18 protein-coding genes are annotated in these 22,786 nt (G+C 36.2%); 11 read left to right on the forward strand and 7 right to left on the reverse strand.

Features of this window, described 5'->3' with window-relative positions:
- Positions 1-12 precede the first annotated feature (12 nt).
- The 3 genes from qoxB to BWGOE10_RS03335 form a co-directional block, all read right to left on the reverse strand.
- On the reverse strand, positions 13-1,947 hold the full coding sequence (qoxB, locus tag BWGOE10_RS03325) for a cytochrome aa3 quinol oxidase subunit I (RefSeq protein WP_002204397.1): 1,935 nt from the start codon (positions 1,945-1,947) through the stop codon (positions 13-15).
- Between the two features lie 33 nt (positions 1,948-1,980).
- Entirely contained in the window at positions 1,981-2,856 is an 876-nt protein-coding gene (locus tag BWGOE10_RS03330) for a cytochrome aa3 quinol oxidase subunit II (RefSeq protein WP_070140910.1), read from the reverse strand.
- Between the two features lie 282 nt (positions 2,857-3,138).
- On the reverse strand, positions 3,139-4,554 hold the full coding sequence (locus BWGOE10_RS03335) for an amino acid permease (protein WP_070140911.1): 1,416 nt from the start codon (positions 4,552-4,554) through the stop codon (positions 3,139-3,141).
- 381 nt (positions 4,555-4,935) lie between these two features.
- Here BWGOE10_RS03335 and BWGOE10_RS03340 point away from each other — a divergent pair, with 381 nt between their 5' ends.
- The 7 genes from BWGOE10_RS03340 to BWGOE10_RS03370 all read left to right on the forward strand — a co-directional run bounded on the left by BWGOE10_RS03340 (position 4,936) and on the right by BWGOE10_RS03370 (position 12,477).
- Entirely contained in the window at positions 4,936-5,646 is a 711-nt protein-coding gene (locus tag BWGOE10_RS03340) for a C39 family peptidase (protein ID WP_070140927.1), read from the forward strand.
- A gap of 132 nt (positions 5,647-5,778) precedes the next feature.
- Positions 5,779-6,954 (forward strand): amidohydrolase, encoded by a 1,176-nt coding sequence (locus BWGOE10_RS03345; protein WP_070140912.1) that lies wholly within the window; start codon positions 5,779-5,781, stop codon positions 6,952-6,954.
- A 1-nt stretch (position 6,955) separates the two neighbouring features.
- Positions 6,956-7,153 (forward strand): DUF3311 domain-containing protein, encoded by a 198-nt coding sequence (locus tag BWGOE10_RS03350; RefSeq protein WP_002029838.1) that lies wholly within the window; start codon positions 6,956-6,958, stop codon positions 7,151-7,153.
- Positions 7,150-8,622: a sodium:solute symporter family protein gene (locus BWGOE10_RS03355; protein WP_070140913.1), complete on the forward strand. Its 1,473-nt coding sequence runs from the start codon at positions 7,150-7,152 to the stop codon at positions 8,620-8,622. The genes BWGOE10_RS03350 and BWGOE10_RS03355 overlap by 4 nt, the downstream gene beginning before the upstream one ends.
- Positions 8,623-8,723: 101 nt before the next feature.
- Positions 8,724-10,202, forward strand: coding sequence for a spore germination protein GerLA (gene gerLA / locus BWGOE10_RS03360; protein WP_098786461.1), 1,479 nt, complete (start codon positions 8,724-8,726; stop codon positions 10,200-10,202).
- Positions 10,203-11,327: a spore germination protein GerLB gene (gene gerLB / locus BWGOE10_RS03365; RefSeq protein WP_070140915.1), complete on the forward strand. Its 1,125-nt coding sequence runs from the start codon at positions 10,203-10,205 to the stop codon at positions 11,325-11,327.
- The gene (locus BWGOE10_RS03370; protein ID WP_070140916.1) at positions 11,311-12,477 is read left to right on the forward strand and encodes a Ger(x)C family spore germination protein; all 1,167 of its coding nucleotides are present in this window, start codon (positions 11,311-11,313) and stop codon (positions 12,475-12,477) included. Before gerLB ends, BWGOE10_RS03370 begins: the two co-directional genes overlap by 17 nt.
- Positions 12,478-12,674: 197 nt before the next feature.
- On the opposite strand, the gene BWGOE10_RS03375 is transcribed toward BWGOE10_RS03370, so the two are convergent.
- Genes BWGOE10_RS03375 through BWGOE10_RS03385 form a run of 3 tightly spaced genes read right to left on the reverse strand, consistent with a single transcriptional unit; the run spans position 12,675 to position 15,029 of the window.
- Positions 12,675-14,075: a nucleoside recognition domain-containing protein gene (locus BWGOE10_RS03375; protein WP_070140917.1), complete on the reverse strand. Its 1,401-nt coding sequence runs from the start codon at positions 14,073-14,075 to the stop codon at positions 12,675-12,677.
- Entirely contained in the window at positions 14,053-14,775 is a 723-nt protein-coding gene (locus BWGOE10_RS03380) for a FeoB small GTPase domain-containing protein (protein WP_070140918.1), read from the reverse strand. The genes BWGOE10_RS03375 and BWGOE10_RS03380 overlap by 23 nt, the downstream gene beginning before the upstream one ends.
- The gene (locus BWGOE10_RS03385; RefSeq protein WP_070140919.1) at positions 14,772-15,029 is read right to left on the reverse strand and encodes a FeoA family protein; all 258 of its coding nucleotides are present in this window, start codon (positions 15,027-15,029) and stop codon (positions 14,772-14,774) included. Before BWGOE10_RS03385 ends, BWGOE10_RS03380 begins: the two co-directional genes overlap by 4 nt.
- Before the next feature lie 509 nt (positions 15,030-15,538).
- On the opposite strand from BWGOE10_RS03385, the gene BWGOE10_RS03390 reads away from it, so the two are divergent.
- The 4 genes from BWGOE10_RS03390 (at position 15,539) to BWGOE10_RS03405 (ending at position 18,985) form a co-directional block, all read left to right on the forward strand.
- Positions 15,539-16,438, forward strand: a complete 900-nt coding sequence (locus BWGOE10_RS03390) for a phosphate ABC transporter substrate-binding protein PstS family protein (protein WP_070140920.1) — start codon at positions 15,539-15,541, stop codon at positions 16,436-16,438.
- A gap of 71 nt (positions 16,439-16,509) precedes the next feature.
- Positions 16,510-17,400 (forward strand): phosphate ABC transporter permease subunit PstC, encoded by an 891-nt coding sequence (gene pstC / locus BWGOE10_RS03395; protein WP_002090872.1) that lies wholly within the window; start codon positions 16,510-16,512, stop codon positions 17,398-17,400.
- 2 nt (positions 17,401-17,402) lie between these two features.
- Positions 17,403-18,323 (forward strand): phosphate ABC transporter permease PstA, encoded by a 921-nt coding sequence (gene pstA, locus BWGOE10_RS03400; protein ID WP_070140921.1) that lies wholly within the window; start codon positions 17,403-17,405, stop codon positions 18,321-18,323.
- A gap of 137 nt (positions 18,324-18,460) precedes the next feature.
- The gene (locus tag BWGOE10_RS03405; RefSeq protein ID WP_070140922.1) at positions 18,461-18,985 is read left to right on the forward strand and encodes an AAA family ATPase; all 525 of its coding nucleotides are present in this window, start codon (positions 18,461-18,463) and stop codon (positions 18,983-18,985) included.
- 43 nt (positions 18,986-19,028) lie between these two features.
- On the opposite strand, the gene BWGOE10_RS03410 is transcribed toward BWGOE10_RS03405, so the two are convergent.
- Positions 19,029-22,073 (reverse strand): efflux RND transporter permease subunit, encoded by a 3,045-nt coding sequence (locus BWGOE10_RS03410; RefSeq protein WP_070140923.1) that lies wholly within the window; start codon positions 22,071-22,073, stop codon positions 19,029-19,031.
- Between the last annotated feature and the right edge of the window lie 713 nt (positions 22,074-22,786).

The raw sequence follows: 22,786 nt of genomic DNA on the forward strand, positions 1-22,786 counted from the left end.
TCATTTCACCTCTCATGCTATATGTTCTGTTTCTTTAATTTCATCAACACTTACGTAGTAGCCATCATCATAATCGAATGAACGATAGATTAAGCAACCTAAAATACCAATACCACCGATTGCTGCAATCCAGAACCAGCTAAATACTAATGCAAAACCTGCAAGACCGAAGAATGCAGACATAATAATAGGCACACCAGAATTACTTGGCATGTGAATTGGTTTTAATTCATCTGCTGTTGGTGTAATTGTTTCTCCGCGTTTTTTCATGAACCAGAAAGCATCAGCTTCTTTAATTTCAGGAAGTTTCGCGAAGTTGTAATGTTGTACAGGAGAGTGAGTTGCCCATTCAAGTGTACGGCCATCCCATGGATCTCCAGTTGTATCACGTTCACCGTGACGTGCACTCCAAATTACGTTGTAACAAAGAAGTACGAATCCGATACCCATCATTACTGCGCCGACAGATGCGATTTGGTTCAACCAACCCCATCCAAGGCTTTCAGAGTAAGTGTACATACGACGAGTCATACCATCTAAACCTAGGAAGTACATCGGGAAGAAACAGATGTTAAATCCGCTCATAAAGATCCAGAATGTCCATTTACCAAGGCGTTCATTTAGCATATGACCTGTCATTTTTGGATACCAGAATGTGAATCCAGCAAGCATAGCGAATACTGTACCTGCGATTAATACGTAGTGGAAATGAGCAACTAGGAAGTAGCTGTTATGGTATTGATAATCAGCTGCTGCCATTCCAAGCATAACCCCTGTAACTCCACCAACTACGAAGTTTGGAATAAATGCCAATGACCAAAGCATTGGAACTGTAAAACGAATACGTCCTTTATACAGTGTAAACAACCAGTTAAAGATCTTAACACCGGTTGGAATCGAAATCGCCATTGTCGAGATCGAGAAGAATGAGTTAACCGCTGGACCTGCACCCATAGTGAAGAAATGGTGAAGCCATACGACGAAACTTAGTAAAGAAATTGCAACCATTGAGTATACCATCGCACTGTAACCGAATAGACGTTTACGTGAGAATGTACTAATGATTTCAGAGAAAATACCGAATGCCGGTAAAATAACGATATACACTTCAGGGTGACCCCATACCCAGAACAAGTTGGCCCATAGCATTGGCATACCGCCACTCGCCATCGTAAAGAAGTGAGCATCAAATAGACGGTCAAATGTCATTAATGCAAGAGCTACTGTTAATACTGGGAAAGCGAAAATAATGATTACACATGTAATTAAAATAGACCATGTAAACATTGGCATTTTCATTAATTTCATGCCAGGTGTACGCATTTTTAAAATCGTAACTAGGAAGTTAATACCTGTCATTAACGTACCGAGACCTGAAATCTGTAATGCAATTGCATAGAAGTTATTTCCTACACCAGGAGTAAACTCTGTACCCGCCATTGGGAAGTAAGAAGTCCACCCAGCGTCTGGTGAACCACCGATAACGAAAGCGATGTTGAATAACATTGCTCCGATAAAGAATAACCAGAAACTTAAAGCATTTAAGAATGGATATGCAACGTCACGAGCACCAATTTGTAATGGTACAACGACGTTCATTAATCCTAGAACGAATGGCATCGCCATGAAAAGAATCATAACTGTACCATGTGTTGTAAAGATTCCATTATAGTGTTCAGCGTTTAAATATGTTGTATCTGGGAATGTTAACTGGGCACGAATCATTAAACCATCCATACCACCACGGAATAACATTATAACGGCAGAGATAATATACATGGTCCCTATTTTTTTATGGTCAACAGTTGTTAACCATTCATCCCAAAGCCATCTCCATTTTTTGTACTTTGTTAGTACGAAAAGAATCGCTAATGTCACAAGAACGATAGATGCGTCAGCTCCGTAAATAATCGGGTCACCTGTGACAAAAAATTCATCAAGCTTCACTGTTTTCACTCCAATCTGTTGGAATAATAGCTATTATTTTTTGTTTTTGTAGTAGTTGTAATCACAATATTCAAGTGATTTTGGATCTACATAACTTAAGTGGTGACTAGAGAACGTCATACGCCCAACTACACCAGGTTTAATAATTTCGTTGTATTTCTCTTCTGATAATTTAGGGGCAGTTTCTTGTACTTCTTTTACCCACTTATCATATTTCTCTTTAGTTTTTGCTTCAACTTCGAATTCCATGTGAGTAAATCCTTCACCTGAGAAGTTCGAGCTACGACCTAGGTAAGAACCAGGCTTATCAGCTTGTAAATATAAGTCCATGATCATGCCATCCATTGTATACTTCATACCACCAAGTTCTGGTACCCAGAAAGCATTCATTGGACCTACAGAAGTCAGCTTAAATTCAATTGGTACACCAGCTGGGATGTTTAAATAGTTAACGGTTTCAATTTTTTCCTCCGGGTAACTAAATAACCATTTCCAGTTTGCAGATGTAACATAAATTTCAACTGGTTTAATATGTTTGGACTCTTGCGGAACCTCTTCCGAAGCATAAGTTGCTTTAACTGTTGGAATCGATAATGCGATAACGATAATAACAGGAATAATCGTCCAAATGATTTCTAATAATGTGTTACCGTGTTGATCAGGTGGCTCATAGTCCATATTCTCTGGTTTTTCACGATAACGAATCAAGATGACTGTAAACAAGATGAATACAATTGCGATAATTAATGACATAAGCAAGAATGACCAAACAATTAAATCATACTGTGCTTTTGCAACAGGTCCTTGTGGATTTAATACTGCGAGTTTTTTATCACAGCCACCGAGGAACAGAAGTAATGATAACGGAAGAAGCGAAGCCAACTTCCAAAATGCTTTCTTTAGTTGCACGATTGAAAATCTCCTTTCTCCTTGGATTGAAACTATGCCAATAAAACAATATAAACCTATTAATTTATAGATGGCAATAGTTTTTGTTATATTGTTAAAAAATAGACACAAATGCACGCTTTTTAAGGTGAATATCATTTGTAACTTGATAACATTGTAAACTATTTTCCAGATAAAAACGTGATTGTTAGAATTTTAAGATAAATAAAGTTATACCAAGATATCCAAGAAATAGAAAAAAGCTATCTTATTATAAGGAAGATAGCCGAATATTTTGTATATTTAGTTTATTTCCTGAGTTATACTTATTTTCCGTTCAGATGTGACAACTTTTTTATATTTAACTTGGTATAAAATGTAACAAATAATCATAAATGGAATCCCGCAATAAAGAGCAATTCTCTGATCTGGAATGAAAGCTAAACTAACAAATGTAATGAAATTGAGTGAGAAAGCTACGATTGGAACTATTGGATAAAGTGGTGTACGGTATTTTAAATCATTTATGTCGCCGCCATTTTTCACGAAATTTCTACGGAAGAAAAACTGTGAAGCTGCAATCGACATCCAAACAACAACAGCAGCCATTGCTGCAATAGATGTTAAAACTAAAAAGACAGTATCTGCCGCAAATACACTTGTTAATAAAGAAAGACTTGCAAAGATCAGACTGAAAATTAAAGCATTTAGCGGCACACCTTTTTTAGTTAATTTCGTAAAAGCTGGACTTGCCATTCCTTGTTTTGCCATCGCCCAAAGCATACGAGAATTTGCGTATAGACCAGAGTTAGCTACGGATAATACAGCTGTAATAATAACAAAGTTCATAATGTCTGCTGCATATGGAACACCAGCCACATCAAATACAAGTACAAATGGACTTTCGACTAGATTAGCCTCTTGCCACGGAAGTAAACCTACAACAACTGATATTGCTAGGACGAAGAAGAATAGAGTTCGCCAAATTGTATTTTTGATTGCTTTTGGAATTGTTTTTTCAGGATTTTCACTTTCTCCTGAAGCGATTCCGATTAGTTCTGTTCCTTGGAAGGAGTAATTTACTGTAATCATCGTAAGAAGAACAGCTAATGCACCGTTTGGAAATAGCCCGCCATTTTCAGTGAAATTGTGAAGCATCGGAGCTGGTTTTCCGTTAAAGTCTAGTAGACCGAACATAACTGCACCACCGAGTACGATGAAAATAACAATTGTTGCGACTTTTACACTTGCGAACCAAAATTCCGTTTCTGCATATGCTTTTGCTGATAAAGCGTTTACAAGGAAGAGTGCTGCTGCAAATGTAACACACCAAATCCACGAAGAAACGTCTGGAAACCAGCGTTTCATTAAAATACTTACAGTTGTTAACTCTACTCCAACTGTAACAGCCCAATTTAACCAATACATCCAACCGACAACAAATCCAAAACCAGGTGAAATAAATTTGCTTGCATAGCTTTGGAATGAACCTGCTTCTGGCATAGCAACAGATAATTCACCAAGACATAACATCGTTAAATACATAACAAATCCACCGACTAAAAATGCAAGAATAGCTCCGCCTGGTCCTGCATTATGGACGATTTGTCCAGAACCCATAAATAATCCCGTTCCAATGACTCCACCAAGTGCGATCATGAATAGATGTCTACTTTTCATTGTTCGTTTTAAATCTGTTTGTTCTACTTGTTGATTCATATGCCCCTCACCCCATATTTTCTTGTATGTGTTAACTTGATTTCATTCTGGGCTTTTAATCATTAGTGGGGGATGAAAAACATACTCGGCTTATTTTGTTGTGAACTGAGTATGTAAAAGATAACTATGACTAAATACCTTAGAATGTTTATTAGCCTAGTGAAATAAATTCAATTCTTTAACTAGGTTAATAATTTTGATTTTAGCAAAAAATTATGAAAAAGTATATTGTTTTTTCTCTTTATTAAAAATAATTAGAATTTTAAAACGATATCTGTGAATAATAATTCACAGAATCTTTCTAGCAAACTAGTAAGAAGAAAGGTACAATGATAGAAGTTGCACCTTTAAAATAATTGATATAATGGAGTTTGGTTTATGATGAAAAAGTTAAAATATATTTTTATTTTCGGTATTATATTTGCTGCCGCGTTTTTTATAGGGAAAGATAAAATTATACAAAAGGCGCAAGTGTTCCGTTTAGAGTTTCTATCTGAAATGAAAGAAGCGGCTATGATTGAAAATGTTCCGTTTATAAAGCAATTACCAGAATTACCTCGTGGATGTGAAGTTACAAGTTTGGCTATGTTGCTGCAATACAAAGGTATACAAGTAGATAAGATGCAACTTGCTAGCGAAATTCATCGTGTTCCATTTGAACAAAATGGTTTACGTGGAAATCCTTATGAGGGGTTCGTTGGAAATATTTATACTAAGGCAGAGCCAGGCTATGGTGTATATAATCAACCCATTTTTAATTTAGCAGAAAAATATGCTCCTGAAAAAGTAGTTAATTTAACAGGTAGAGACGTGCAAGATGCATATAAAGTAGTTAGTTCCGGTTCGCCAGTATGGGTTATTATTAATACAACGTTTAAGCCACTAGCTGAGAGTAGTTTTGAAACATGGAATACAAGCTCTGGCGAAGTGAAAATTACATATTTTGAGCATAGTGTAGTAGTGGTTGGATACGATCAAAACTTTGTATATGTAAATGATCCTCTAAAAAACAATCCACGTTTCGCTGTTCCGCGAGCAGAGTTTGAGAAAGCTTGGGAGCAAATGGGAAAACAAGCAATCACTATTTTATAATAATGAAAAAGTCATCTTTTTGATGGCTTTTTATTTTTAAATTGTAGAGATGGAAAATTCGGAATATTCTTTTAAAAGTTAACAATTCACGTTATAATAACATTTAACTTGGTGAAGAAGGGGAGAAGAGAAATGGATGTCGCAAAGGAACTTGTTTTATCAAAGAATCAGTTGATTGAGTGGAGAAGGCATTTTCATAAGTATCCAGAGTTATCTTTTCAAGAGGAAAAAACATCTCAATTTGTATTCGACATACTTCGGAAAATTCCGTATTTAGAAGTTTCGCGACCTACTAAATATAGTGTAATGGCAAGGTTAATTGGTAAGCAGCCTGGTAAAACCATCGCGGTTCGTGCTGATATGGATGCTCTTCCTATTCATGAAGAAAATAACTTTGATTTTATTTCTACATATCCAGGTGTGATGCATGCGTGTGGTCACGATGGTCACATGGCAATATTGCTTGGTGTAGTACATAAGTTGGTAGAGGAAAGAGAGAAAGTTAAAGGAGAGATTCGCTTTTTATTTCAACATGCAGAAGAAAACTTTCCGGGCGGTGCAGAGGAAATGGTTGCAGCGGGAGTGATGGAAGGTGTGGATTACATTATTGGTGCTCATCTTTGGGCGTCATTAGAGGTTGGAAAAGTAGGTGTAATTTATGGTCCTGCGATGGCGGCACCGGACGTTTTTAAAATTACGATAGAGGGAAAAGGTGGACATGCTGGAATTCCGCACGAAACAGTTGATAGTATCGCCATTGGTGCACAAGTTGTTTCGCAAATCCAGCAAATTGTATCTCGCCTCACGAATCCGCTAGATTCTCTCGTAGTATCTGTTACGCAATTTCATTCTGGGACAACTCATAATGTTATCCCAGAACAAGCGGAGATTGAAGGGACAGTGAGAAGTTTAAGGCATGAATTAAGAGAAGAAACAAAGAAGAAGCTTGAAAGGATTGTAAAACATATTACAGAATCCTACGGTGCTAAGTATACATTTTCTTATGAATATGGATATCGCCCAGTTGTTAACGATTATGAAGTTACAGAGCTTATTGAACGTACGGCATTACAGCTTTATGGAAGAGAAAGAGTTGTTCGTTTACAGCCAACGATGGCAGGAGAAGATTTTTCAGCATTTTTACAAAAGGCACCAGGGACATTCTTTTTTATTGGAGCAGGAAATGAAGAGAAGGGAATTATATATCCGCATCACCATCCTCGCTTTACAATTGACGAAGATGCATTACCAATTGGAATGGAAGTCTTTGTATCATCCATTATGAATTTTATAAGTAAAGGAGAATGAGATGAAGAAAATACACGTGCTAGCACTTATTCCAGTTCTTTGTTTAGTAGTTGGACCGGTATTTGCAAATTCGGTCACTCCTTACGTATGGGGGATGCCATTTCTATTATTTTGGGTACTATTATCAGTGCTCATTACGTCTCTTTGTATGGGGCTTGTGTACGTATTCGATCCTGCTAATAAGGGGGATGTAAAATGACAGCATTACTTATCATTATTTTATTCTTATTTCTAGCACTATTTTTAGGAATTCGAGCACAACATGGAAAAGATATGAATTTAGAGCAATGGTCAGTTGGAGGAAGAGGGTTTGGAACTATTTTTGTTTTTCTCCTTATGGCAGGCGAAATTTATACGACATTCACATTTTTAGGAGGAAGTGGCTGGGCGTATAGTAAAGGAGCTCCTACTTTTTATATTTTAGGGTATGGTGCATTAGCTTATATTTTATCGTATTTCTTATTGCCTCCAATTTGGAAATATGCAAAAGAACATAACCTTGTTTCGCAGTCCGATTTTTTTGCGAAGAAATATGGAAGTAAGACGCTTGGGATAATTGTTTCAATTATTGGTGTTATTTCTATCATCCCATATCTCGTTTTACAGCTAAAGGGATTAGGGATCATTGTTTCGGAAGCATCTTATGGAAGAGTGTCACCTGTTATTGCGGTATGGATTGGTGCTATTGTTATAACTATATATGTAATGGTTTCAGGTATACATGGATCGGCTTGGACAGCTGCTTTGAAGGATATTATGATACTATTTATCGTTATGTTTTTAGGTATATATTTACCGTACCATTATTATGGAGGATTTCAGCCGATGTTCGAAGCTGTAGAAGCAGCAAAACCAGGTTTTTTATCTTTACCTGAAGAAGGAATGAGTATTTCTTGGTTTGTTTCTACTATTATATTAACGGCCCTTGGTTTCTATATGTGGCCCCATACATTCGCTTCGGCTTTCTCTGCAAAAAATGAAAAAGTATTTAGGAAAAACGCGGCGATTATGCCTCTTTATTCTTTAGTTTTGCTTTTCGTATTCTTTGCAGGGTTTGCTGCTATTCTGCAAGTTCCAGGGTTAAAGGGAGCGGATGTAGATCTTTCGTTATTCCGTCTTGCTCTTCAAACTTTTGATCCATGGTTTATTGGGATTATTGGTAGTGCGGGGGTATTAACGGCATTAGTTCCAGGTTCTATGCTTGTTATGGCTGCTTCGACATTGCTAGCAAAAAATATTTACCGAACGATGGTCCCATCTGCTTCAGATAGACAAGTTGCAAAAGCAGCTAAGTTATTTGTACCTGTCGTAACGTTTGTTGCAGTATTGTTTACATTTAAAGGAGGAGAAACGATAGGTGCTCTTCTTTTAATGGGGTACAGTATAGTTACGCAACTTTTCCCTGCACTTGTATGTAGTTTGTTTCCACGGCAGATTATTACGAAGCAAGGAGCGATTGCGGGGATGGGGATTGGGCTGTTAATTGTCGCATATATCACCTTATCTGGTTCTACTATAGCTACGATGTTCCCGGTTGTCCCGCAGTATATAAAAGATTTGAATGTAGGTATAGTCGCATTGTTAGTTAATATTATTGTGATGTTTGTAGTTAGTGGATTCACAAAAAATGTATCTGTAAAGACAGACAATATAATCGTAGAAAAGTAATTCGCGTGTTAGAGCTATCTTTGAAAAGAGATAGCTCTTTTTTGTATATATTTTCTTCTATTAGCGGAATCTAACTAAAAACTTGTTGAAAAGGAAGTTAGGTGGGGAAATTGTTAGAGCTAAAAGGTAACTTGTTTGAAGTTATGAAGGAAATTAGAGATGAGTTAGGTTCACCTAATGATTTAACAATTAGAGAAGTTGCTCTTGCTGGTAGTTTTACACGTTGTGCGGTTGTTTTTTTATGTGGATTGACAGATAAGGATAATGTTTATAAATATGTAGTTCGTACACTTCAATATGAAGAAATACCAAATGAAGCAGCTGTGGTTCAGACATTATTGGATCGTTTTATTTCTATTGCAGAAGTCGGTATGAAGACGACTTTTCCAGATATTATAAATGCGGTTTTAGCAGGAGATACAGTCATATTAATTGATAATATTCAAACGGCTATTGTTGTTAATAGTAGAGCTTGGGAGAAAAGAAGTCTAGAGCCTCCAGTGACAGAAGATTTAATACGTGGACCGAGAGTTGGATTAAATGAAGATATTAATGTGAACAAAATGCTAATTCGCCGTGGTTTACGTGATCCGAAGTTACGGTTTCAATCTTATATTATGGGGAAACGATCGCAGAAAGAAGTAACCCTAGTATATATAGAGGATATTATTAACCCTTACATCGTAAAAGAGCTAGATCGGCGTCTTCAATCAATAGTGACAGATGTCATTTTTGAGACAGGAACGATTGAGCAATTAATTCAAGATAATAATTTGTCGCCGTTTCCGCAGTTTTTAAATACAGAAAGACCAGATAATATAGTGGCTGCATTGGCGAAAGGGAAAGCGGCCATTTTAGTGGACGGATCACCATTTGCTCTTATAGCTCCACTAGTGTTTGTTGATATTTTTCAATCTGTGGAAGATCATTATGAGCGCTGGGTAATTGGGACGTTATTAAGAATTTTACGAATGGGATCAGGTATCGCTGCTGTTTTATTACCTGCCATGTACGTAGCGCTTGTATCGTATCATCAAGGGCTTATTCCATCTAAACTAGCTTATTCCATTGCGGGAGCGAGAGAAGGGGTGCCGTTTCCTGCTTATATAGAAACGTTAATGATGGCATTAACGATGGAATTAATACGAGAAGCCGGGATTAGGCTTCCGAAACCGATGGGACAAACAATTGGCATCGTAGGTGGTCTTGTAATTGGAGAAGCGGCAGTAAATGCAGGGATTGTAAATCCGTTTTTAGTAATTATTATTGCGGTTACTGCAATTGCTACATTTTCACTGCCTGTATATAGTATTACAATTACGTTTCGGATTTTACTTTTTGTCTTTGTGTTAGCGGCGACTGCTTTTGGATTGTACGGAATCATTTTAGCTCTTATTGCACTTGCGATTCATATTACGAATTTAAAGAGTGTTGGTATTCCTTATACAACGCCTATTGCTCCTGCTTTTTATAAAGATTGGGAAGAAGAACTTATTCGTATGCCAAAATCGATGTTGAAAGAGAGACCAGAATATTTACAAACAAAAGATTCTACAATACGTCCAAAGGAGCGGGAATAATTGAAACCATTTGAGTATGGCGATGAAGAGATTGGATCCCGGGAAATTGGGTTTGCAGTATCGTCAACCATTATTGGTATAGGGGCATTGTCTATGCCGAGAGATATTGCTGATCAAACTTTATTTTCGGACGGTTGGATTATTTTACTTTTGGGTGGATTGATATGTGCGGTTTTAGGTTGGTTTGTAACGAGGGTAGCTATTTTATTCCCAAAACAAAACTTTGTTCAATATACAAGTGCGCATTTGACAAAACCTGTTGCATACACAATTAGTAGCATTTTAGTATTAACGTTTGCAGCTTTGACAGCATATGAATCGCGAATGATTGCAGTTATTTCACAAACATATTTATTTAGTGATACACCAATACAGCTATTGTCTTTCTTCTTCTTATTAGTTGTTATTTATGGAGTAGCAGGATCGAGAGCGGCTTTATTAAGGTTAAATGTTCTATTCTTACCAATTGTTTTAATTGCGATAGTGCTTCTTTCTTTATTGAATGTGAACTTAATGGAAATAGATAATTTACTACCGGCTTTTCAAACGAATGTCAGTCAGTATGCTGTAGGAGTTAAGAATTCTATTTTTACATTCATCGGATTTGAGGTAGCTCTGTTTTATGCTGTGTTGTTGAACGATAAGACAGCGAAAAAAGCGCCAATGGCAGTTGCAAAAGCGGTGATAGTAAACGTGTTGTCATACATTTTAATTTATGTAACTTGTATTAGTGTTTTTACGTATATGACAACACGTGGATTGACATATCCAACAATTGAATTAGGGAAAGAAATTGAAATTGGTGGAGGGTTTTTAGAAAGATTTGATGCGATTTTTTTTACTACTTGGATTATTACTATTTATAACACTACAGCAATGTATTATGACGTCGCATCTTTATTATTTTGTGCTATGTTTCCGAAAGTGAAGAAACATATTTTCATTTTTGTAAGTGCCCCAATTATTTTTATGGTGAATATGATACCTAGTAATTTGAAAGAATTGTCAAATTATGGGACTTATTTAGCTTGGATAGATATGGGGTTTGTCGTGTTAGCGCCTTTGTTAGTTTTTATTGTATATAAAATAAAAAGAAGGAATGGTAGAAATGAAACACCTTCTTAAAATTATAATGGTTATGGTTTTAGCTGGATCTATAAGTGGGTGCTCTGAGTTAGAAGAAATAGAAGAAAGAGGATTTGTAGTAGGTGCAGCTTACGATGTTGTAAAGGCAAAGAAAGCAAATCCAATTATGAAAGGGACGTATCAGATGGTACTTCCCAGTAAGTTAGCGCAGCAAGGTGGACAAGGTGATGGAGATAGTGAAAATTATATTAATGTTAGTGCGAAAGCAGATAGTGTGTTTGAACAAATAAGAATTATTGCTAAAAAGATTAGTCGTACATTATTTTTTCCGCATATACAAGTAATTATTTTCTCTGAAGAATTACTATCGAAACCGTATATTTTACAAAATACGTTGGATGTATATATTCGCGATCATGAGATGAGAAGAAATATTCGTTTGTTTGTTTCTAAGAAAAATGCAGAAGCTATTTTAAAACAAAGTGCAAAGCCTGAAAATTTACCAGCGCAATACATTGATATGTTAGCTGAGCATCCTCCGAAAAATGCTCAAATGATCGAGGCAGCCAGAATAGGTGAAGTACAGGAAAAGATGATTTCCAATCGAAGTTTCGTCTTACCTATTCTTGGTCTAACAAAGCAAGGAGTACAAATGGAAGGGGCGGCGCTGTTTCGCGGGAAGGATAATAAAATTGTGGGAAGTTTGAGCGGAGAACAAACATTAGGAATGAACTATATAATAGGTAAAAAAATTGGAGGTTTTTTTACCATTCGTAAAAAGGACCAACTTATTACATATGAAATTCATAAGCTGCGTCGGAAAATTAAAGTATCTACAACGAATGCAACAAAACCAAAGTTTAATATTCACATATCTCTGGAAGGTACATTGGCTGAGTTGCACTTTAGTGATCATAAAAAGGTTTTGAATGAAAAGCGTTTAGAGAAGGATATTTCGGAGGAAATGGAGAAGCGCATCCAAAAATCGATTAAGCTTGTTCAAAAAAAATATAAGGTAGATGTATTAGAAGTAGGGGAAGTATATAAACGGCATAATTATAAAGAGTGGAAAAAAATAAGTAAGAATTGGGATCAAGGTCAGAATTATTTTAGTGAAGCTGAAATTATTGTTCATGTTCATCCGACAATTGAACATTCAGGATCAGCCTTACCGAAGAGAGTGAAATAAGGTGATTTAAGTTGTTTACTGGACTAGGAATTAGTTGCACGATATTAATGGCGGTTCTTCCAGGAGCTATATACTTTATCCATAAAAAAATTACGACGTATGGAGCGCAGCCATGGAAAAAAAGAAACCTGAATAATTTCAGGTTTCTTTCGCGCAAAGCATATGTGAAGGGGGATACCTTCTATGTATGCTTTGCTTTATACAAGCCCTAACCAATGTACCAATTGTGTAGAGAAGAATGTAACAACAATGGCAATAACAGTAGGGATTGCAAACGATAAAAATGTCCATTTTGCACTTTTTGTTTCTTTATATATGTTAACTAGTGTTGTTCCGCATGGGAAATGAAGAAGTGAGAACAACATTGTGTTTAACGCAGTTAACCAAGTCCAACCGTGTTCTAAGAATAGATTTTTAATTTGATTAAAATCATCTATTTCAGTTAAAGCGCCAGTTGATAAGTAAGACATTAATAAAATCGGAATAACAATTTCATTAGCTGGTAGTCCAAGAATAAACGCTGCTAGAATAAATCCGTCAAGTCCTAACGTTTTAGCAAATGGATCTAAGAAGTTCACAAAATGCATAAGTAAGCTCGTGTCACCGACGAAAATATTAGCAAGTATCCAAGTTAATACAGCGGCAGGTGCAGCTACAATTACAGCTCGTTTTAAAACATATATTGATTTATCGAGCGTTGAACGCACAATTGTATTCCAAATTTTTGGTTTACGGTATGGTGGTAACTCTAACGTATAGTGAGTTGGAACGCCTTTTAGAGCAGTTTTTGATAAAACCCAAGAAACAGTTAAAGTTACAATAACGCCAATTACAACCATTCCGACGACAACGCCGGCAGTAACAAGTGTTTGCATGCTGCCTGTATATCCAGCAGCCATAAATAATGAAGCCATTAAGATTAATGTAGGCCAGCGTCCATTACATGGGACGAAGTTGTTTGTTAAAATGGCAAGCATACGCTCACGTGGTGATTCGATAATACGTGTTGACATAATAGCGGCAGCGTTACATCCAAACCCCATTGCCATAGTTAGAGATTGTTTCCCATGCGCGCCAGAGCGTTTAAATAAACGATCCATGTTAAACGCAACGCGTGGTAAATATCCATAGTTTTCTAATAGGGCAAACATAGGGAAGAAAATTGCCATAGGTGGTAACATAACGCTAATAACGGCTCCAGTACCACGGAATAAACCAAGTATTAAAACGCCATGTAGCCATTCTGGTGCATGCATTGCTTGGAACCAAGATGTTAAATATCCTTCGACCCAGCCAAAAAATTCAGCAATCATCTCGGATGGTACGTTAGCACCGGCGATTGTAAGATAAAAAATAATAGATAAAATACCGAGCATAATTGGAAATCCCCAAATAGGAGAAGTGAAAATCTTATCTAATCTTTCTGAACGATATAATTTATCAGTATTCGTATATTGGACAGCTTCTTTACATATACTTGCGGAGGTTCGATAAATATCTCCGACAATATCATCTCGTATGTCCTCTTTTGAAAGAGTTTGTGCATGTTGAACAATATAGTCCAGCGGAAGATCCTTACTGGCTGAGTGAGATTCCATTGATTACGACCTCCCTTACAAGTGGTTCGTTATGGTGTTTTTGAAGTGCAGTTAAGAAATTCTTATCTCCATCTAATATACGTAATGCAATCCAACGTGCTGGATACGTATCACCGAATACTTTATAAATTTGTGGTTCTAATTCCTGAATCATATTTTCGATTTTATCGTTATAAGTAATTTTAATTGGTGTTGGAATTAGTTTTTTATTTGCTACTTTAGCGATGACGCTTAGTAAATGTCCGATACCAACTCGGTTTCGGGCTGAAATTTTAACTACCGGTACACCAAGTGATTTTGCTAATTTCTTTTCGTCAATAATGATTCCTTTTTTCTCCGCTTCATCAATTAAGTTAATACAAATGACCACATCGTTTGTCATTTCCATTACTTGGAGTGCTAAATTTAAATTTCTTTCCATTGCAGTTGCGTCTATAACAACTACAGTTACTTCTGGTTTTTCAAATATAATATAATCTCGTGCGACTTCTTCATCTGCCGAATTTGAATACAGTGAGTAAGTTCCAGGTAAATCTATTATTGTAAATATATTTCCGCTATGCTCATATTCCCCTTCAGCTTTTAAAACAGTTTTCCCCGTCCAGTTTCCAGTATGTTGTTTTAAGCCTGTTAAAGTATTAAATAATGTACTTTTCCCGGTATTCGGGTTACCAGCTAACGCGATGCGATGGTTACTCATCTGAAATCATCTCCTATTAATATCCCGAAAATAAGGGAGCTTTCTTCACTACGCAGTGCAATAGTTGTGTTGCTTACTTGATAAGCGACTGGGTCTCCAAGTGGGCTGCGTTGTAATACTTTAATTATCGCTCCAGGAAAAAAGCCTAAATCTAATAAACGTCGTTTCATAGTTCCTTCTAATTGTATCTTCTCAATTTGTACAAATTCCCCTGTTCTGAATTCGGAAAGGGGTTTAGTATTAGCCGATACCATAAAAGTTACCCCATCTCTATATTTTTAGTTTTAGTTTAAAAAGTTTCCTTAGGTAAACTTTTTAATACTAATATAGTAGACTACATTTAATGATGCTGTCAATTAGTACTTTAAAAATATTCAAATATTTTTAGAATTGTTCCAATTTATTTAGTTGTACCGAAAAATATTACTGGAATTCTTCTTAATGTAAATAAAGTAAGAGTGTAAAAGCTTAAAAATATAGGGGAATTGTAAATGTAGTTTTAACTTAAAGGGAAAAATACAGAAAATCATTTACATTGAATTTACATTGTTAAGATTAAATTTACAATACTGCGTGTTTAGTGTGGGTTTTGTTGGCTTTTTCGGTTGTAAATGTTGGAATGTCTAGCTTTTATGGGGTGTTATCTCTATTTACTTAAACTTAAAAATTGCTTAACACTCACATAATATTGTTGTCCTACAATGAATTTGTGTTCGAAAGAAGATGAATTCGAAAAGTGATAATCCAAATGGGGGTACAAGACATGGTTATGAAAAAGGGTATTAAATTTTCTTTAGCGGCTTTAGTTGTTGCAGGTGCATTAGTTGGATGTGGAAAAGCAGAAAGTACGGATAATAAGGAAGCTGCTAAAGGTAGCGATGCAAAACAAGAATTATCAGGTACGATTGCAGCGGCTGGTTCTACAGCTCTTCAACCTCTTGCGGAGGAAGCTGGAAAGAAATTCATGGAGAAAAATTCAAAAGTTTCTATTCAAGTTCAAGGTGGCGGTAGTGGAACTGGGATTAACCAAGTAGCATCTGGTGCAGTACAAATTGGTAATTCGGATGTTCCGGCTTCAGATAAAATAAAAGATGCTGAAAAAGCGAAAGAATTAGTAGATAACAAGGTAGCGGGTATCGCATTCGCGCTTGTCGTAAATAAAGATGTAAAAGTTGATAACTTAACAGCAAAACAAGTACAAGATATCTTCACTGGAAAAGTGACGAACTGGAAAGAGTTAGGCGGAAAAGATGAAAAAATCAATGTAATTAATCGTCCAGCTTCATCTGGTACACGTGCTACATTTGAAAAAACAGTTATGAAAGAAGCTAAAATTAATGATGGAACTGGTACAACACAAGATTCTAACGGTGCAGTAGAGCAAGCGATTAACTCTACTCCAGGTTCAATCAGCTATTTAGCGATGTCTTACATGGTTGGCGATAAAAAAGGTGCATTGCAAACTGTGAAAATTGATGGTGCTGAACCGAAAATTGAAAACATCTCTGCTGGTAAATATCCATTCTGGTCTTACGAGTACATGGTAACTAAAGGTGAGGCAAAAGAAGCGACAAAAGCTTACATTGACTATGTAAAAGGTAAAGATTTCGAAAAACAAGTAGAAGATATGGGTTACATCCCAATGTCTAAATTAAATAAGTAATAAAATTTTATGGGGCTGGCTGCAAGGCCAGTCCTGTTCATTTCAATCTATGAAGTGGGGTCTGTCCTGTGATGAAGGGGAAAAAACAAATTAATTACGTAAAGAGTGAATATATAGGTAGATCACTTGTTACGTTTTGCGGTATCTTTATTGTTTTTATTACATTAGCTATTATTGCGTTTATTTGCGGCAAAGGAATTCAATCTTTCACGCAAAGTGGTATCTCATTTTCTGAGGTGTTAACTTCGACAAAATGGAATCCAAATGCTGATCAAGGTACGTATGGTGCTGTAATCTTTATTGTCGGTTCGACACTTGTGTCGTTAGGTGCTGTTGTCATTAGTGCACCAATTGCTATAGCTCTTGCTATATTCATGAATTTAATTTCGCCGAAGTTTGGGAATAAAGTATTAAAGCCTGTTTTAGAATTATTAGTCGGTATTCCATCGGTTGTATACGGATTATTAGGGGTTACGATCTTGGTTCCGCTATTACGTGATTCGTTCGGTGGAGTGGGCTTTAGTTTAATTGCGGGTATTATTGTCCTGAGTATTATGATTTTACCTACTATTGCTAGTATTGCCTCTGATGCAATACGCTCTGTTCCGTTTGATTACTTGGAAGCTTCTTACGGTCTAGGATCGACGAAATGGCAAGCGATTAGCCGAGTTATTGTTCCTGCTGCAAAACAAGGGATTTTAACAGGTATAGTTTTAGGGTTAGCGCGTGCTTTTGGTGAAGCGTTAGCGGTTCAAATGGTAATCGGGAACACGATTAAATTACCGGAAGGAATATATAGTCCAACAGCAACGTTAACTGGTATTCTAACAATGGATATGACGAATACATTGAACGGAACAGCTTGGAACAATGCGCTATGGACGTTAGCAATGATTTTACTTGTTATTTCATTCCTGTTTATTTTAGTAATTCGAGCGATTGGTCAAAGAGGTGAGCGATAATAATGAATGCAAGAACGGTAAATAAAGTTTGGACAGGTATCTTTTATGCGGTTGCAGCTTTAGTTGTAGCTTTGCTGGCTTTTTTAATGTACGAAATTCTGCAAAAGGGATGGGGATTTTGGGATCCTAGTTTCTTATTCGGAGAACCAAGCAATATAAGAGCTGGTGGTGGAATTGGTCCACAGTTATTCAATTCTTTCTACATGCTTGTTATAACACTTATTATATCTATTCCTCTTGGATTAGGTGCTGGAATATATTTAGCGGAGTATGCAAAACAAGGTCGTTTTTTAAGTTTTGTTCGTTTATGTATTGAAACAATGGCGTCTTTACCTTCTATTGTTGTTGGGCTATTTGGCTTATTAGTATTTGTTACAATGACAGGCTGGGGATATACAGTAATGGGTGGAGCTCTTGCTTTAACTATTTTGAATTTGCCTGGTTTAACACGTGTTTGTGAAAATGCGATTTCTGAAGTTCCTCATAATGTAAAAGAGGCGAGTCTTGGACTAGGTGCAACGAAATGGCAAACAATTGCCCGCATCATTATCCCGTCTTCGTTACCACAAATCATTACAGGTATTATTTTAGCGGCAGGCCGTATATTCGGTGAAGCTGCGGCGTTAATTTATACAGCGGGTTTAACATCACCTATTTTAAATTCAGCAGCGGACTTCTCGAGCCCCTCGCATCCTTTAAATCCATTTAGACCAGCTGAAACTTTAGCTGTTCACATTTGGAAATTAAACTCTGAAGGGATTATCCCAGATGCGAAGTTAATTGCAACGAAATCTGCAGCTGTATTAATTATTATGGTTTTATTATTCAATATCATTTCACGCTTTGTAGCATCTGTATTACACAAGCGTTTTACAGGAACGAAAAAAAGTCGTAAAACGACGAAGAAGGTAAAAGCTTCATAAATGGCAAAGGAGAACTCTCTATTTATTAAGTAGGGAGTTCTTTTTGTATTTTAATATAGAAGGAATGGACATAACGATTGTAGAATCTGTAATTAATTATATAGATGAATAGGTGCGAATGAGGGAGCGGGGTTAATTTGTTTTTTCTGCAAATGTCAGGTTTTCCTGGATCGGGAAAATCAACAGTTTCTAAGTATATAGCAAAGTTAACAGGTGCTGTAATTGTAGATCATGACGTTTTGAAATCAGCATTGTTAAAATCATTAGAAATGAAAGGGATTGAACCAAAGACTGTTGGCGGTGTATCATACGATGTCGAATGGGCACTGATTGATTCTTATTTAGAACAAGGGCATAGTGTTATATTGGATAGTCCGTGTTTATATGAGGGGATGGTTGAAAAAGGTATCAAACTGTCTAATGAACATGATGTAACATATAAATATATTGAATGTTATCTTAATGATATAGAAGAGATCAATAATAGGCTACAAACCCGTAAGCGCATGAGCAGTCAAATTGGAAAAGTGGAGTCGGAAATAGTCTTTCAAAAATGGTTAGATGGTAGTAAAAGACCGTCAAATAACGAATATCTTATTGTAGACTCTGCTCAACCTCTAGAACAATATGCGAAAAAAATGATGGATTATATGAGTAGGTAGAGAAAAGGCGTTATCTTCATTTGTGAAGATAACGCCTTTTGTTTTAAATATCAGGTGTTTCTGTAGAAGTGCTTATTTTTCTGCGGGAGCGTCTTTTTCTCCCGATTTTATCTAATAGTTCATACATAACGGGAACGACTACTAATGTAAGAACGGTTGAGACTGCCAAACCACCGATTACAACGACGGCCAGACTTTTGGATACCATACTTCCTGCTTGAGATTGACCGAATAGGAGTGGTAGCATAGCGACGATTGTTGTTATAGCTGTCATAATAATTGGGCGTAATCTAGTAGATCCTGCTTCTAGTAAGGCTTCTCTTGTTTCCATACCGTTTTCCCGATTTTGTTGCACTCTTTCTATTAATACAATAGCATTTGTAACGACAATCCCGATTAACATTAATGCGCCGATTAATGAATTTACGTCAACAGGTGTTCTTGAAATGATTAATCCTAAAATACCGCCGACAGCAGCTAATGGTAAAGAGAATAAAATCGCGAAAGGAGCACGTGCTTGCCCGAATGTGATAACCATAATTAAATATACAATCCCGATTGCAATCCCCATAATTTTAAATAAATCAGCGAAGTTCTCTTGCATAGATTCAGTAGCACCTGCGATATTTACTTTTGCTCCGTTAGGTAAATCTAAGTCGGCTATAGCCTTGTTTACTTCTGCGCTTACTTTACTTAAATCTTCACTTGAAGCTTCGGCAGTAATTTGAATCGTTTCTTTCCCATCTTTATGGAAGATTTCCGTTTGGAGTTGCTTTTCTGAAATAGTTGCAATGTCTTTTAAAGGAATTGGTCCGTTAATAGGTGATAGTATGTTTGTGTTTAAAATATCTTCTTGTTTGTTAATGGATGCCTTTTTATGTTCTATCATAATAGTTGTTTTTTCATTATTGATTGAGATTTCCCCAATAGGAGATTTCTTCATAAGGAATGATACTTGTTGTGCTGCTAATTCTGGTGTTAAACCGAGTTGTTCCGCTTTTGTTTGATCGATATGAATTTGCCATTCTTTTTTAGAGTCTTCTATATTTGTTTTTACTTTAGAGAGAGCGTCCATACTTTTTAGTTTTGTTTCGACGATGTTAGCGGTCTTTTTTAAATTTGTTTCGTTAGTAGCGGTTACGTTAAATTGTAAGTTGTTTCCACCTCCGGAGTCAGAGTAACTAGTTTTTATATAATCGAGTTCAGCTGGTTCAAAAGCATTATGCTCTTTTTTTAATTCTTTAATATATTGGTCGATATCAGATCCTTTTTTAAAGACTACAAATATAGTTGCAAGATTGTTTTGAGTTGTCTGTCCCCATTGTGCATCTTCTGCGCTAGATCCCATTCGTAAAATAACATCTGTTACATCAGAATTAGAGAGTAGTTTCTTTTCGAAATCAAAGGCTTTTTGTTTTTTAGCTTCAGAATCATAATCAGCTGGAAATGTCATGTTAACGGAAAGCATTGTATCATCCTCAGACTTTATGTTCGCTTTCGGTAGTAATATGTAGGCTGCAATGGATCCTGCAAACAATAAAAAAGAAGTGAGTAGAATGATAAACTTATGAGAAAGAGCCCACTTTAATGTAGCGACATATCGCGGTGAAGAATGAGAATTGCGACGTTTTGTTTTTTTGAGTAGTAGAAAGGCCATAAGTGGAACAACTGTTAACGCAACGATTAAAGAAGAAAGGATAGAATATACAACTGCTAATACCATAGGTAACATTAGTTTTCCGATTACTCCCGATACGAGACCGATAGGTAAAAAAACGGCGACTGTTGTTAGAGTAGAAGAGGTAATTGCGACGGCGACCTCTTTTGTTGCATCGAGAATAATATCTTTAGAGAAAGACTCTTTTTGTAAACGACGGAAAATATTCTCAATGACAACGATACTATCATCGACGAGGCGTCCAACTGCAACGGCTAAGCCACCTAGAGTTAAAATGTTAAGTGTGATGTTTGATTGGTGGAGCAAAAATAGTGTTAATAGGATAGATAATGGGATACTGACGACAGCGATGAGTGTTGTTCGAAAGCTACGTAAAAAGATTAAGATAATGAGAGTCGCGGCAATGGCACCAAGGATTACTTCTTTGCCCATACTAGTAACCGCATTTTCAACTTGCTCATGAGTTGAAGCTAAAAGTTTAATAGAATACTGATCTTTATATTGCTTACTTATATCTTTAATCTTTTTATCAATCTCTTTTCCAATTGCAACCGCATTTTTACTCGGCTCTTTCATGATGATTAATCCTGTTCCTTCTTCCCCATTTATGTGCGAGATTGTATCGTAATGTTGTTTTAATTCAATTTGAGCAACATCTTGTAACTTTACTTGAGGTGTAACGGTAATATTTTTAATTTCATTTACATTTTTTATATCCCCGATGACACGAAGATTGTATTCTTCCTTATTAACGGTAATTGCTCCAGCTGGAGTGGAAGTTTCTTTTCCTTGTAAAACTGCTAATACTTGCTCTGATGTTACGTTTTTATCTTTTAGTTGGTTAGGGTCAAGTACGATGGATAATTCGGAAGTGGATTTTCCGAAAAACATAACATTGGCAACACCATCAATGCTTTCGAGTTGTGGTACGATTTCTTTCTCGATTTGTTTTTCGTCAGCTTTTGAAAATCCGTTCTGCTTCTGGATGGTAATTTGAGCGAGTGGAATCATAGAAGTATTTAATTGGCTAACTACAGGCTTAGTTACATCTTTAGGTAATTTAAGTGTATTAATTGCTTTTTCGACTTCGCGTGCCGCGTCTTTCATATTTGCCTTGGATGTATATGCAATGTCGATGCGTGATAATCCCTCGTGTGTGGAAGAAGTGATGCCATCGATATGTTCTAAATTACGAAATTGCTTTTCAAGGGGATCAGTTACGTCCTTGGTCATCGTTTCGGCATCGAGCCCTTGGGATAATGTCGTGACAGTTATTGCAGGGTTATCAATACTTGGTAAAAATTCCATAGGTAATTTGGAGCCGGAATAAACGCCGAGTATGGAAATGAGAAAAACCATGATAATAATAGCGGTTCGGTTTTTTAATGAAAATTTTGTTAACCTATCCATAAGATAATTCCTCCATTAGTTTATTTATAGTTTTGTGGGCACTTTCTTACTATATAACAAAAATTGGATATCTTTCATTAATTAAATGTAAAAAAATTCTAACAATAATCTTAAGTTAATATTTCGAGGGGAAGTTCGTTATTTGTGGAGGTAAAGTTCCTGGTTGGCGAGAAAAAGCATTAATGAAAGTTTTGCTCTAGTATAGTAGCCTCGTTTTTTGTTACTCTACATTTAAATGGTTATTTGTCCTTCTTAATTAGAACTGTGGTAATTGTGAAATTTAAAAAGGAGAGGAACTTATTGTGAAATACCGACTGGTTGATGATAGTATGTAGTAACTTGTATACAATCAAAATGAATGTTTTCAGTAGAAAGGATAATGGTTCTTTCTATAGAAGAAAGTAGGATGGATAACTTTTTGTATTTTTTTATAAAAAATACTTGTTATTTAAAAACCATGATGGTATATTAATAAACGTCGCTGATGCGGAAACGCAGAAAACGACAAAAAAGAAATTAAAAAACATAGTTGACATCGAAAAATGAAGATGTTAATATGATGAAGTCGCTTTCGGAGCGGCGGACAAGTTCTTTGAAAACTGAACGAAACAAACAACGTGAACGTCAATTTTTATTTTTAGATGCTAGACAAACTAACTTTATTGGAGAGTTTGATCCTGGCTCAGGATGAACGCTGGCGGCGTGCCTAATAC

The sequence above is a fragment of the Bacillus mycoides genome, from assembly GCF_001757995.1.
Lineage (GTDB): Bacteria > Bacillota > Bacilli > Bacillales > Bacillaceae_G > Bacillus_A > Bacillus_A mycoides_B.